General features: G+C 65.6%; 10 protein-coding genes. 8 read left to right on the top strand and 2 right to left on the bottom strand.

Going from position 1 to position 13,324, the window contains the following annotated elements; all coding sequences use genetic code 11:
- Nucleotides 1-296: 296 nt before the first annotated feature.
- From IFU00_20835 to IFU00_20800, 8 genes are all read left to right on the top strand, one after another.
- Nucleotides 297-1,361, top strand: coding sequence for a pilus assembly protein PilM (locus IFU00_20835; GenBank protein ID MBD8544728.1), 1,065 nt, complete (start codon nucleotides 297-299; stop codon nucleotides 1,359-1,361).
- Nucleotides 1,361-1,978 carry a PilN domain-containing protein gene (locus IFU00_20830; protein MBD8544727.1) on the top strand — a complete coding sequence of 206 codons (618 nt, stop codon included), beginning with the start codon at nucleotides 1,361-1,363 and terminating at the stop codon, nucleotides 1,976-1,978. Before IFU00_20835 ends, IFU00_20830 begins: the two co-directional genes overlap by 1 nt.
- Nucleotides 1,975-2,664, top strand: coding sequence for a type 4a pilus biogenesis protein PilO (gene pilO / locus IFU00_20825; GenBank protein ID MBD8544726.1), 690 nt, complete (start codon nucleotides 1,975-1,977; stop codon nucleotides 2,662-2,664). Before IFU00_20830 ends, pilO begins: the two co-directional genes overlap by 4 nt.
- Complete coding sequence (locus tag IFU00_20820) at nucleotides 2,664-3,206, top strand: pilus assembly protein PilP (protein MBD8544725.1); 543 nt, start codon at nucleotides 2,664-2,666, stop codon at nucleotides 3,204-3,206. The genes pilO and IFU00_20820 overlap by 1 nt, the downstream gene beginning before the upstream one ends.
- Nucleotides 3,203-5,413 carry a type IV pilus secretin PilQ gene (gene pilQ, locus IFU00_20815; GenBank protein ID MBD8544724.1) on the top strand — a complete coding sequence of 737 codons (2,211 nt, stop codon included), beginning with the start codon at nucleotides 3,203-3,205 and terminating at the stop codon, nucleotides 5,411-5,413. Before IFU00_20820 ends, pilQ begins: the two co-directional genes overlap by 4 nt.
- A gap of 40 nt (nucleotides 5,414-5,453) precedes the next feature.
- On the top strand, nucleotides 5,454-7,364 hold the full coding sequence (locus IFU00_20810) for an Ig-like domain-containing protein (GenBank protein MBD8544723.1): 1,911 nt from the start codon (nucleotides 5,454-5,456) through the stop codon (nucleotides 7,362-7,364).
- Nucleotides 7,365-7,428: 64 nt separating this feature from the next.
- Nucleotides 7,429-9,081: a 3-dehydroquinate synthase gene (gene aroB, locus IFU00_20805; GenBank protein MBD8544722.1), complete on the top strand. Its 1,653-nt coding sequence runs from the start codon at nucleotides 7,429-7,431 to the stop codon at nucleotides 9,079-9,081.
- A gap of 8 nt (nucleotides 9,082-9,089) precedes the next feature.
- A complete protein-coding gene (locus IFU00_20800; GenBank protein MBD8544721.1) occupies nucleotides 9,090-10,226 on the top strand; it encodes a deoxyguanosinetriphosphate triphosphohydrolase in 1,137 nt (378 codons plus the stop codon).
- A gap of 19 nt (nucleotides 10,227-10,245) precedes the next feature.
- Here IFU00_20800 and mutY read toward each other — a convergent pair whose 3' ends face one another.
- Complete coding sequence (gene mutY, locus IFU00_20795; GenBank protein ID MBD8544720.1) at nucleotides 10,246-11,358, bottom strand: A/G-specific adenine glycosylase; 1,113 nt, start codon at nucleotides 11,356-11,358, stop codon at nucleotides 10,246-10,248.
- Nucleotides 11,355-13,307 carry a dynamin family protein gene (locus tag IFU00_20790; GenBank protein ID MBD8544719.1) on the bottom strand — a complete coding sequence of 651 codons (1,953 nt, stop codon included), beginning with the start codon at nucleotides 13,305-13,307 and terminating at the stop codon, nucleotides 11,355-11,357. Before IFU00_20790 ends, mutY begins: the two co-directional genes overlap by 4 nt.
- Nucleotides 13,308-13,324: the final 17 nt, after the last annotated feature.

The following is a 13,324-nucleotide window of genomic DNA, read 5'->3' as shown; positions in this document are numbered from 1 at the left end:
GCCTCATTATAAGACAGCAGTTTGGCACCCGATACTGGCCCGAGCTTAATCGAACCACAGAGCAATATTTAGCTGGCAACGAATCGGCAAAGTGTGGTGCGCATGCCCCGCATTCTGATGTTCCCGAGTAGAAATATCTTGTCCCGCATCATCCTTTATTGCTACGATCCGAGACGGTGCTTTCACGTAAGTATCGGATTTTTATAAGAAAATAACAGGTGTTTGGTTAACGACAACGACCCTTGCAAGGGCGTCTACAGCCAGATTCTGCCCCAATCGGTGTCAAGGAGTGTTTGGTGATCAATCTGGGTTCCTTGTTTGGAAAGTCGAGTCCGCCAATGATCGGGCTCGATATCAGCACGTCCGGCGTTCGTCTGGTCGAGCTGGCCGACGCCGGCAAGGGACTCGTGCGTCTCGAGCGCTATGCGACCGAATCGCTGCCGCGCGGTGCCGTGGTCGATGGCAATATCGAAAACATGGACCAGGTGGCCGACGCCGTGCGCCGGGTCTGGAAAAAGAGCGGCACGCGCGCCAAACACGTCGCGCTGGGCATGCCGCCGGCCGCCGTGATCACCAAGAAAATCATCCTGCCGGCCGGTTTGTCGGAAGACCAGCTCGAAGTGCAGGTCGAATCCGAAGCCAGCCAGTACATCCCGTTCGCCCTCGATGAAGTCAGCCTCGACTTCGACGTGATCGGCCCGGCGCTCAACTCGGCGGACGACATGGAAGTGATGCTGGCTGCCGCGCGCCGCGAAAAAGTCGAGGACCGCATCGCCATCGCCGAAGGTGCCGGCCTGCTGGCCACCGTGATGGACATCGAATCGTACGCCGCGCGCAGTGCGCTGGAAAACGCCGCCGGCCTGATGCGCGACCAGATCGTCGCGCTGTTCCAGATCGGCGCCCAGGCCACCCACGTGTCGGTGCTGTTCAATGGCGAAGCAGTCTACGAGCGCGAGCAGCCGTTCGGCGGCAACACGCTCACGCAGGACATCGTGCGCGCCTACGGCATGGCGTTCGAAGAAGCCGAAACGCGCAAGAAGGCAGGCGACCTGCCGGAAAACTACCGCGCCGACCTGCTCGCGCCGTTTCTGGAAAACGCGGCGCTGGAAGTCACGCGCGCGATCCAGTTCTTCTACACGTCGACGCCGTACACCCGGATCGACCGCATCTACCTGGCCGGCGGCTGCGCGCTGCTGCCGGGCATCATGGACATCGTGACCGGCCGCACCCGCATCGCCACCAGCCTGGCTTCGCCGTTCGACAATATGGCGTTCGGCCCCGGCGTGCGTGAGCACCAGCTGCGCCAGGAAGCGCCGGCCTACCTGGTCGCGTGTGGCCTGGCGCTGCGGAGGTTTGGCTGATGATCCGCATTAACCTGTTGCCTCACCGCGAGGCAAAACGCAAGCAGAAGCAATCGGCGTTCGTGGCGCTGATGGCGCTTGGCGGCCTGGTCGGCGCCGGCATCGTGCTGCTGGTGGGCGGCTACAACGCCAGCCAGATTTCGGTCCAGAACGAGCGCAACGAGGTGCTCAAGCAGGCCAGCGCCGAGCTCGACAAGAAAATCGGCGAGATCACGACGCTCAAGGAAGAAATCGCCGCCCTGCAGGCACGCCAGCAGGCGGTCGAAGATCTGCAGGGCGACCGCAACCAGCCGGTCTACCTGCTCGACGAACTGGTGCGCCAGACGCCCGACGGCGTGCACCTCAAGACCGTCAAGCAGGATGGCCAGCGCGTGATCCTGACCGGCGCCGCCCAGTCGCAGGAGCGCGTCGCCGAATTGCTGCGCAACCTGTCGAGCCAGTCGGCATGGCTGGAAAAACCCGACCTGACCGAAGTGCGCGCCGCGACCATCACCCAGAGCAAGAGCGCGCGCAAGGTGGTCGAATTCACGCTGGCCGTGTCGATCAAGCGCGCCCGCAACAGCGATGCGCTTGACGACGGCGCCGCGACCAAGCCTGGCGCGCCGGGGAAATCATGAACATCGATATCAAGGCGCTGTTCGCCCAGTTCGCGGCGCAATTCGAAGACCTTCAAGGCCGTCAGCCTGGCCAGTGGCCGCTCGCGCCGCGTCTGTTGTGCGCGGCAGGCGTGGTGGCGCTGGTGGTCGGCCTGGGTTACTACTTCTACTGGAGCGACCAGTTCGCCCAGCAGGAAACGCTCGCGCAGGAAGAAGTGCGGCTGCGCGGCGAGTACGAAACCAAGATGGCGCAGGCGATCAACCTCGAGGCGCTCAAGGCGCAGAAGGCGCAGGTCGACCAGTACGTGGTGCGCCTGGAGAAGCAGTTGCCGAGCAAGTCGGAAATGGCCGCGCTGCTGTCGGACATCAACCAGGCCGGCGTGGGCCGCGGCCTGCAGTTCGAGCTGTTCAAGCCGGGCCAGGAAGTGGTGCGCGACTACTACGCCGAGCTGCCGATCAGCATCAAGGTGAGCGGGCAATACCACGACATGGGCGCGTTTGCCGCCGACATGGCGAACCTGCCCCGCATCGTCACGCTCAACAACCTGTCGCTGGCGAGCGTCAAGGAAGGCAACCTCGAGATGGAGGCGATCGCCAAGACCTTCCGCTATCTCGACCAGGAAGAATTGATCGCCCAGCGCGCCGCGCGCGCGGCCGAGAAGAAAGCTGCCAAAGGCAAAGGCAAGGGTAAAGGCAAAGGCAAGTGATGATACGAGCTCACGTGATTGCGCTGCTCGCCACGGCAGCCTTGCTGGCCGGTTGCGGCGATGGCGGCGTCGGTGAAACCCGCGCCTGGATGAAACAGGTCGAGGGCCGCACCGTCTCGAAGGTCAAGCCGCTGCCGGAGCCAAAGACGTTCCAGCCGCATGGCTACGTGCCGGGCGAAGCGCTCGACCCGTTCGATCAGACCAAGCTGCTGGGTGAACTGGCGCGCATGGCGCAGTCCAGCCCCAACGCCAACCAGCCTGACCTGAACCGCCCGAAAGAGCCGCTCGAGCACTTCCCGCTCGACACGATGCGTATGGTCGGCACGATGAAAAAAGGCGGCGTGAGCTACGCGCTGGTGCAGATCGACCGGGCGCTGTACCGCGTCCGGCCCGGCCAGCGGATGGGACAGAACTATGGCCGCGTCACCCGCGTGAGTGACGAGGCGATCGAAATCAGGGAATCGGTGCAGGACGCCACCGGCGATTGGGTGGAACGACTAGCCAACATCGAGCTGCAGCACAACCAGGAGAGCAGTAAATGACCCCCAATGTCCAGATTCGCTTCGCCATGCCGGCCTGGCTGGCGCGCGCTGCTACCGCACTCGTGCTGTTGACGTGCGCCGGCGCCGCACTGGCCCAGGGCAATGCGATCGAATCGATCACGGCCAACCAGCAAGGCAGCAACGTGGTCATCAACGTGACCATGCGCGATGCGCCAAGCCGCGCGCCGATCGGTTTTGCGATCACCAATCCGGCGCGCATCGCGCTCGACTTCGGCGCGACCGCGAACGCCACCGGCAAGAACATGCAAGAGCTGAACCTCGGCGACGTGCGCAGCCTGAACCTGGTGCAGGCCGGCGAGCGCACCCGCATGGTGGTCAACCTGGCGCGCGCGCTGAACTACGCGACCGCGATCGACGGCAAGTCGATCATCGTGACCGTCGAAGGCACGGGCGGCGTGGCGCGCGCGGTCAACGCCAGCGGCCTGCCGGTCGCCACCAGCGCCGCACCAGTTGCTGCGGCGCCCGCAGCGCGGCCGCAACTGCGCGACCTCGATTTCAAGCGCGGCGCCAACGGCGCTGGTCGCGTCGTGGTTGACCTGCCAAACAACCAGGTCGCCGTCGATGTGCGCCAGACCGGCACCGGCGTGACGGTCGACTTCATCGGCGCGCGCCTGCCCGAATCGCTGCGCCGTCGCCTGGACGTGACCGACTTCGGCACGCCGGTCACGCGCGTGGCCACCAGCGCCCAGGGCGACAACGTGCGCATGACGATCGAGGCGCAGGGCGCCTGGGAGCAGTCGGTGTTCCAGAGCGACTCGCAGCTGGTGGTCGAAGTGCGCCCGGTCGTGGAAGACCCGAACCGCAACAGCCCCGGCTCGAGCAACAACCCGCAGGGCTACCGCGGCGAAAAACTCTCGTTCGATTTCCAGAACGTCGAAGTGCGCGCCGCGCTGCAGGCCGTGGCCGACATCTCGGGCCTGAACATCATCGCCAGCGATTCGGTGGCGGGCTTTCTGACGCTGCGCCTGAAGGACGTGCCATGGGACCAGGCGCTGGACGTGATCCTGACCGCCAAGGGCCTGGACATGCGCAAGAACGGCACCGTGCTGTGGATCGCGCCGAAGGAAGAACTGCTGACCAAGGAAAAGCTCGAACTCGAGCAGCGCGCCCAGATCGCCGAACTGGAGCCGCTGCGCTCCGAGATCTTCCAGCTCAATTACCAGAAAGCCGAATCGTTCCGTAATGTGTTCGGCCTGGACCAGAATGGCGTCGGCGCCGGCGCTGCCGGCGATGCGGGCCGCAACCGCGTGCTGTCCCGGCGCGGCAGCGCGATCATCGATCCGCGCACCAATCAGCTGTTCGTGACCGATATCGCAGCGAAGATCGAAGACATCCGCAAGCTGATCCAGAAAACCGACGTCGCCTCGAAGCAGGTCCTGATCGAAGCGCGCCTGGTGGAAGCCAATGACGGCTTCTCGCGCAACCTCGGCGCCAAGCTGGGCTTTGCCGACATGCGCACGATGCGCGGCGGCGATTCGGGCTGGCAGGTCAATGGCAACGAACGCATCGCCATCGGCGGCAACCTGGTCGGCGTGGGCCAGACCACCGGCCAGGTGGCCAACAGCGCCGACAGCTTCAACAACACGACGATGGTCAACCTGCCGGCGGCCGGCATCGGCGGCATTCCGGCGTCGTCGCTGGCGTTCTCGCTGTTCTCGTCGGCGGCCAACCGCTTCCTGAACCTGGAACTGTCGGCGCTGGAAGCGGACGGCAAGGGCAAGATCATCTCGAGCCCGCGCGTGGTCACCGAAGACAAGCAGGTCGCACTGATCGAGCAGGGCGTCGAGCTGCCTTACGAAAACAGCACCAGCAGCGGCGCCACCGCGATCGAATTCAAGAAGGCCAATCTGCGCCTGGAAGTCACGCCGCAGATCACGCCGGACGGCAACGTGGTACTGGAAGTGGACGTGAGCAAGGATTCGAAGGGCGAAGACACCCGCGCGGGCTTTGCCATCAATACCCAGCACGTCAAGACCAAGGTGATGGTCGAAAACGGCGGCACCGTGGTACTGGGCGGAATTTACCAGCAGACCGAGCGCACCAACGAGAGCAAGGTGCCGTTCCTGGGCGACGTGCCGCTGCTGGGCTATCTGTTCAAGACCACCGCACGCGAAAGCAGCAAGACCGAACTGCTGGTCTTCATTACCCCGAAGATCGTGAACGACAACGTGGCGGGCGCACGCTAATTCTTGTTTCATCAACGACCGATAACAACAACGAACCGATATGAAAAATCAGAAAATCACCTACGGCAGTCTGGCACTGCTCCTGGCTGCAGCCCTCAGTGCGTGCGGTGGCGGCGGCGGCAGCCCGGGCACCGTTGGCGGCGGCACCGCGCCGACCACACCGACCACACCGACCACGCCTGCCAGCCCGACCGTCGGTGTCAGCCTCGTCAATGCCAGTGGTCAGGCCAGCAATGCCTTGAGCGGCGCCACGCCATTGACGGTGCGCGCTGTGGTGCGCGATGCGGCCAACCAGCCGGTGCCGAATGCGCTGGTGACGTTCACTACCGATGCCGACCTGGCCGTATTTGCGCCGGGCGCGGGCACTGCACTGGCCGATGCGAGCGGCACGGCCACCATCACGCTGCGCAGCGCCAGCCTGGCTGCCGGTGGCGCCGGTCGCGTGACTGCGAGCGCGAGCGTGGCCGGTGTTACCGTAACGGGTGATGCCGCGTACTCGGTCAACGCCACTTCGCTGGCGTTCAGCGCCCTGACCCTGGCCCCGACCAGCATCGATGCCTATGGTTCGACGGTGATCTCGGTCGATCTGCTGGCCAATGGCATCAAGTACACCAGCCAGCAGGTCAATGTCCGCTTCAGCTCGGCGTGCGTCACATCCGGCAAGGCGACCCTGGCGGCGACCGTCGCCACCAACAATGGTACTGCCCAGACCGTCTACCGCGACCAGGGTTGCGGCAATAACGACATCATTACTGCGACCGCCGACGGTGTCGCCACGGCGGCCTCGGCAGCACTGGCCATCGCGCCGCCGAGCGCTGCTTCGGTCCAGTTCGTTGAAGCGCTGCCGACCGACAAATCGATCGTGATCCGTGGCCAGGGTGGCATCAATCGCACCGAGACCGCCACGCTGCGCTTCCGCGTGTTCGACGTGTTCGATCGGCCGCTGGCCGGTCGTCGCGTCGATTTCAGCATCGTGCCAAGCGGCGCCGTGGCCCTGAACAAGGCCACCGACAGCACTGACCAGAATGGCGAAGTGATCACCACGGTCAATTCGCTGGACGTGCCGACCACCTTCCGCGTCCAGGCCGTGTTGCCAGGCACTGCGAACGCCAGCCGCCCGGATATTTCGACGACCTCCGATTCGATCGTCGTGACCACAGGCCTGCCGGTGCAGCGCGCCTTCTCGCTCAGCGTCAGCCAGGGCAATGTGGACGGCTGGTCGTTTGACAGCGGTCCGACTACCCCGGCTGCCACTGTCAATGTGCTGTTGGCCGATAACTTTGGCAATCCTGTCGCGGATGGCACGCCGATCGTGTTCCAGACCAACCTCGGCGCCATCGGGTCGTCGAGCAAAGGCGGCTGCAATACGGTCAATGGCGGCTGCTCGGTTGCTTTCCGTACCCAGAATCCCCGCGTCGCCGCGCCCGGCACGCCGGTCACGCCGTGCAATTCCGGAGCCGGTTCGACCGCCGACACCACGCGGGCTGGTGTTGCCACGATCTGCGCCAGCACGACCGACGGTCTGAACACCCAGTTTGCCAAGACCACGATCACGTTCAGCGATGAATCGGTGGCTGCTGTGTACGTCAACGGCGCCGCCAGCCCCAGCACCGTGTTCCCGATCAGCCTTGGCAATGCCAGCGCAAACGAATCGAAGGTGTTCTCGGTCCAGCTGGTTGATCGGAATGGCAACGCGCTGCCTGCTGGCACCACCATCGCAGTCAGTGGTGCAGTCAACGCGAGCAGCGTCGAAGTGGCGCCCGAAACCGTGCCGAGCATCTTTGCTGCGCCTGGCAACGGTCCACAGGGATCGAATCACCGCATCACGGTGGCCGCCACCGGTGCCAAGCCGTGTACCGCCGCCAGTGTGGCCAACTTCAGCGTGCGTGCAACCACACCGCGCGGTGCAGTCACCTCGATCCCGTTCACACTCAACTTCACCTGCCCGTAAAATTGGCGGAATGAGAGGCGGCCAGTCTATACTGGCCGTCTTTTTCATCTCAACGGGTCTGGTTGTGCCACATCCCAAGAACAACAATATCTTCCTTGTTGGCCTGATGGGGGCAGGGAAGACCACGATCGGTCGATTGCTTGCTCGCAAGCTCAATCGCCGCTTCGTCGACGCCGATCATGAGATCGAAGCGCGCACCGGCGCCACCATTCCATGGATCTTCGAGATCGAGGGCGAAGCCTGCTTTCGCCGGCGCGAAGCCGACGTGATCCGCGACCTGTCGGCGCAGCAGGGCCTGGTGCTGGCCACCGGCGGGGGCGCCGTGCTCAATCCGGTCAGCCGCGCCTTGCTGGCCGAGCGCGGCACCGTGATCTACCTGCGCGCGTCGATCGGCAGCATCCTGCAGCGCACCGCGCACGACAAGAACCGCCCGCTGCTGCAGACCGCCGACCCGCGCGGCAAACTCGAGCAACTCTGGACCGAACGCGATCCGCTGTACCGCGAGATCGCCGACCTCGTCATCGATACCGGCAGGCCTAACGTACAATCGATGGTTCAAACCATATTGGACCAGCTGGCCGCGCAGGAGAACGCCCGCGCGCGCAAGCATGCAAGGACAGCAATGAACGAACAGGCACACATCACCCTCAACGTCGAACTTGGCGAGCGCAGCTACCCGATCGAGATCGGCGCCGGCCTGCTGGACGACGCCGCGCTGCTGGCGCGCCACATCGGCGGCCACAAGGTCGCGATCGTCACCAACACCACGGTTGCCCCACTGTACCTCGACAAGGTCGCGGGCCACCTGCGCGCGGCGGGCCGCGACGTGCTCGAGATTATTTTGCCGGACGGCGAAGAGCACAAGAACTGGCAGTCGCTGAACCTCGTCTACGACGCGCTGCTGCAGAACAAATGCGACCGCAAGACCACGCTGGTGGCGCTGGGCGGCGGCGTGATCGGCGACCTGACCGGCTTTGCCGCATCGAGCTACATGCGCGGCGTGCCGTTCGTGCAGATCCCGACCACGCTCCTGGCTCAGGTTGATTCATCGGTGGGCGGCAAGACCGGCATCAATCACCCGCTCGGCAAGAACATGATCGGCGCGTTCTACCAGCCGCGCGCCGTGATTGCCGACACCGCCACGCTCGACACGCTGCCGGCGCGCGAGCTGTCGGCGGGCCTGGCCGAAGTGATCAAGCATGGCGCGATCCTCGACGCCGATTTCTTCGACTGGATCGAAGCGAACATCGAGCCACTGATCGCGCGCGATCGCCAGGCCATCGGCTACGCGATCGCCCGCTCGTGCGAAATCAAATCCGACGTCGTGCGCAAGGACGAGCGCGAAGGCGGCCTGCGCGCGGTGCTCAACTTCGGCCATACCTTCGGCCACGCGATCGAGAATGGCCTCGGCTACGGCGCCTGGCTGCACGGCGAAGCGGTCGGCTGCGGCATGGTGATGGCGGCCGACATGTCGGCGCGCCTGGGCCTGATCGAGCCGGCCGCCGTGGAGCGCGTGCGCGCGCTGGTGCGCGCCGCCGGCCTGCCGGCCGTGGCGCCGGATCTCGGCGAAGCGCGCTGGATCGAGCTGATGGAAGTCGACAAGAAGAACGAGGGCGGCGAAATCCGCTTCATTCTGCTCAAACCGCTGGGCAGCCCGTCGATCACGACCGCGCCGCTGGACGTACTGCGCTCGACGCTCGCGGCCTGCAGCGCATGAGTAGCCTGATGCGCGACTTCGACGCGGGCCTGGCCCCGTACGCGGCGCATTCGGCCCAGTCGCGCGGGCGCACGCACGCCGAGCCGGGCCCCGGTTCGCGCAGCGAGTACCAGCGCGATCGCGACCGCATCATCCACTCGACCGCGTTTCGCCGCCTTGAGTACAAGACGCAGGTCTTTATCAACCACGAAGGCGACCTGTTTCGCACGCGCCTGACCCACAGCATCGAAGTGGCCCAGATCGGCCGCACGCTGGCGCGCAGCCTGCGCCTGAACGAAGACCTGGTCGAGGCCACGGCGCTGGCGCACGATCTTGGCCACACGCCGTTCGGCCACGTGGGCCAGGATGTGCTCAACGAATGCATGAAGGACTTTGGCGGCTTCGAGCACAACCTGCAAAGCCTGCGCGTGGTCGACCATCTCGAAGAACACTACGGCGCCTTCGATGGCCTGAACCTGACGTTCGAGACGCGCGAGGGCATCCTCAAGCACTGCTCGCTGAACAATGCGCGCCAGCTGGGCGACCTGGGCCAGCGCTTCATCGAGCGCAGCCAGCCCAGCCTCGAAGCGCAACTGACCAATCTGGCCGACGAGATCGCGTACAACAACCACGATATCGACGACGGCCTGCGTTCGGGCCTGCTCACGATGGCGCAGATGGAAGAAGTCGAACTGTTCGCGCGCCTGCATCGCGAGGTCGAGGCGCGCTATCCGGGCTTGCCCGGCCGGCGCGCCCTGTACGAGACGATCCGCCTGATGATCACGGCGATGACGGCCGACCTGGTCGACACGTCAGCGCGCCTGATTGCCGAAGCGGCGCCAGCGACCATCGACGACGTGCGCGCGGCGCCGCCGCTGATCCGCTTCTCGGACGCGATGCGCGCCGAGACCGTGGCGCTGAAACGCTTCTTGTACGCGAACCTGTACCGCCATTTCCAGGTCAACCGAATGCGCGTGAAGGCCAGCCGCATCGTGCGCGAGCTGTTTGAGGCTTTCCTTGCTGATCCCGTGCTGCTGCCGGGCGACTACCAGGTGCAGGGCGATCCGCACAAGCAGGCGCGCAAGATCGCCGATTACATCGCGGGCATGACCGATCGCTATGCGATCCGTGAGCACCGGCGCATTTTCTCGCTCGATCACTTCTAGGGCTGCGCGGCGCCGATGATCAATCGAACAGATTCGGCGTCGCCAGATCCAGCAACAACTTCTTGACCGGCGCTGGCAACGGCGCATCACCAATCGCGTCGAGCTTCCACCACACATGCCCGGCGCCATGCTGGCCACGCGCAGCCAGCGTCACGGCGAACGGCGCGATGTGCAGCTTGTAGTGCGTAAACCCGTGCATTAACGGCGTGAGCGCGCGCACTTCGTCAATCGTGCCGAAGGCGCTGCTGGCGGCGGCGATGTCCGCCGTGCAGACCGGATCGGCATCGCCATCCATCGCGACATGGCCGCCCACTTCCGGCAGCGACAAGAGGCCGCCCCAGATGCCCGTTTGCGGGCGCTGTTCGAGCAGCACTTCACCGCGGTCGATCAGCACCAGCATCGCGGTGCGTTTTTCGGGCGTCGTCTTCTTCGGTTTGCGCACCGGCAGTTCGGCCGTGCGGCCGGTGGCGAAGGCCACACAGCGCGCCTGCAGCGGGCAGCGGCCGCAGTCGGGGCGCGAGCGCGTGCACAGCGTGGCGCCCAGGTCCATCAGGCCCTGCGTGTACGACTCGATGCCGCCATCTTCCGGCAGCAGCGCTTCGGCGCGGCGCCACAGTGCGTCCTCGACCGGCTTGATGCCGGGGTAGGCATCGATCCCGAACACGCGCGCGAAGACGCGCTTGACGTTGCCATCCATGATCGCGGCGCGCACGCCGCCCGAGAAGGCGGCGATGGCAGCAGCAGTGGAACGGCCGATGCCGGGCAGGTCGGCCAGCAGCGCCGGGTCGCTCGGGAACACGCCGTCGTAGTCCGCCACGACGCGCTTGGCGCAGGCGTGCAGATTGCGCGCGCGGGTGTAGTAACCCAGGCCGCTCCAGTGGGCCATCACGTCTTCCGCCGGGGCTTCGGCCAGCGCGTGCACGGTCGGGAAGCGTTCCAGGAAGCGCTCGTAGTAACCCAGCACCGCGGCGACCTGCGTCTGCTGCAGCATGATTTCGGAGAGCCACACGCGATACGCGTCGGTGGTGTTTTGCCATGGCAGGGTGTGGCGGCCATGGCTGCGCTGCCAGTCGATCACGGCCCGGGAAAAGGTCGGATCGGCCAGTTGGTCGAACTCGGTCAGTCGCTTCATGCAGTCGTGTAGTGGGCGTCGGCGCTGATGGCCGTCGCGGAGTTGGGTAGGTTGTCGGACAAGGTGGCGGTCACGCCGGCGGCCAGCGAACCAAGGCGCGTGCGCGTGACGTCGAGTTCGGCCTGGCCGCTCTCGAAGGCACCGATTTTCTGTTCCAGGCTGTCGCTGGCTTCGTGGATGCGTTTTACCGTTGCCTGGCGCTGGCGCAGGTTGTCGCGGTGCTGGCGGATCTGCGCTTCGAGCGGCGCGTTGGCCACTTTCAGCCATGCTTCGATGTCGGCGTTCGCAGCGCGGTACACGCGGCGCACGCGCGAAGCGATCGAATCGAAGAAGCGCTCGAGCAGCGTGGCGCGGCTGTTCATCCACAAGGTGGCGGTGCCAAACTGGCGCGAAAAGAGTTCTTCGATGGCGTCGATCTCGTCGCGGTGGCGCGCCAGCGACAGGGTCGGCGGCAGGCCCAGGCTCATGCCATGCTCGGCGGCGAACTTGCGGTGCATTGCGTCCATCATCGACGTGATTTCGGTGAGCTTGGCGTCGGCGTCGGCCAGGCCGGCGCGGGCGCCGTCGAAGTAGTTGCGCACCGGCGCGCGCATGCCGGTGGCAAAGCGCACCGCGCTCATCGCCACGCGCACGGTCTCGGTCCGGTCCTGCAGCACGTCCATGCCCAGCAGCGTGTACAGCTCGGTCGACAGGCGCGTGAACACGGCGCGCGTGCCCTGCAGCTTGAACAGGCCGGCGTCGAATTCCTTCTTCTCGGCCTCGACCCGGCGCACCATGTGCGCGATCACTCCCTGGTTCTTGCCGCGCAGGCTGCGCAGTTCCTGCAACTGCTCGACCAGCTCGCGCAGGCGCGTGGCCACCAGCATCTGCTGGCTGGCCACCAGCGCATCGAGATCGGCGTGCAGCTGGCGCTCGACGATCGCGCGTCGTGCCGGAATCAGTTCATGGAACAGCGCTGCTTCGAGCGCGCCCAGGCGGCTGCGCTCGAACAGGGCCATGTCGCCGCCGATACGACCGACCAGCGCCTTGTGCGCCGATACCGGATACACCTGGCTGGCCGACAAACCCAGCTGGCGCGCCACGTCGTGCTGCTGGCGCGCGATGTCAGCATCGACGGCCTCTGGCGACTTGAGCTCGTCCCACATGGCGTCGATCTTGTTGAGCACGGCCAGGCGCCCCGGGCCGGCACCGATATGCGTGCGCCAGACTTCGATGTCGCTCTTGGTCACGCCCGTCTCGGCGGCCAGCACGAACAGCACCGCGTGGGCGTTCGGGATCAGGTTCAGCGTCAGTTCGGGCTCGGTGCCGATGGCGTTCAGGCCCGGCGTATCGAGAATCACCAGGCCCTGCTTGAGCAGCGGGTGCGGCAGGTTGATGATCGCGTGACGCCAGCGCGGAATCTCGATCGTGCCGTCCGGGTCGAGACTGGCCGCCAGGTCGGGATCGTCGGCATCGTACAGGCCGTAGCGCTGCGCTTCGACGGTCGAGACGCGCCGGGTCTGGCTGACCTGGCGCAGCGTGTCGTGCATGGCCGCCGGCGAATCGAGATCGAGCGGAAACACGGTCCAGGCGGCAGGATCGTCGCGGTAGTCGCCGGTGGACAGGTGGCCGGCGCGGGTGTCGATCGGCAGCAGGCGCAGGCAGGGCGGCAGGCTCGCATCCCACAGCAGTTCGGTAGGGCACATGGTGGTGCGGCCGGCGCTGGATGGCAGGATGCGCTGGCCGTAGTCGGCGAAGAACAGTGCGTTGATCAGCTCGGTTTTACCGCGCGAGAATTCAGCCACGAAGGCGACCGACAGGCGGTCGTCACGCAGACGCCCCAGCGCGCGCGCCAGCAACTGCTCGCCGGCCGCATCGATCAGCCCGGCGTCGCGCAGTGCGCTGCCGTAGCCGGTGAGGGAGGCGGCGACCCGGGCGCGCCAGGCGCCGTACTGTTGTAAATCCTGCATCGTGTTTGCTCGTAGGG

It is taken from the genome of Oxalobacteraceae sp. CFBP 8761 (assembly GCA_014841595.1).
Classification (GTDB): Bacteria; Pseudomonadota; Gammaproteobacteria; order Burkholderiales; family Burkholderiaceae_D; genus Telluria.
The sequence above is the reverse complement of the archived record's forward strand: the minus strand, read 5'-3'. Positions and strand labels throughout refer to the sequence as shown.

Excerpts from the sequence above, each read along its gene's own strand:
- IFU00_20830 (MBD8544727.1), top strand. The coding sequence starts at position 1,361 with ATGATCCGCATTAACCTGTTGCCTCACCGCGAGGCAAAACGCAAGCAG.
- pilO (MBD8544726.1), top strand. The coding sequence starts at position 1,975 with ATGAACATCGATATCAAGGCGCTGTTCGCCCAGTTCGCGGCGCAATTC.
- IFU00_20820 (MBD8544725.1), top strand. The coding sequence starts at position 2,664 with ATGATACGAGCTCACGTGATTGCGCTGCTCGCCACGGCAGCCTTGCTG.
- pilQ (MBD8544724.1), top strand. The coding sequence starts at position 3,203 with ATGACCCCCAATGTCCAGATTCGCTTCGCCATGCCGGCCTGGCTGGCG.
- IFU00_20810 (MBD8544723.1), top strand. The coding sequence starts at position 5,454 with ATGAAAAATCAGAAAATCACCTACGGCAGTCTGGCACTGCTCCTGGCT.
- IFU00_20800 (MBD8544721.1), top strand. The coding sequence starts at position 9,090 with ATGCGCGACTTCGACGCGGGCCTGGCCCCGTACGCGGCGCATTCGGCC.
- mutY (MBD8544720.1), bottom strand. The coding sequence starts at position 11,358 with ATGAAGCGACTGACCGAGTTCGACCAACTGGCCGATCCGACCTTTTCC.
- IFU00_20790 (MBD8544719.1), bottom strand. The coding sequence starts at position 13,307 with ATGCAGGATTTACAACAGTACGGCGCCTGGCGCGCCCGGGTCGCCGCC.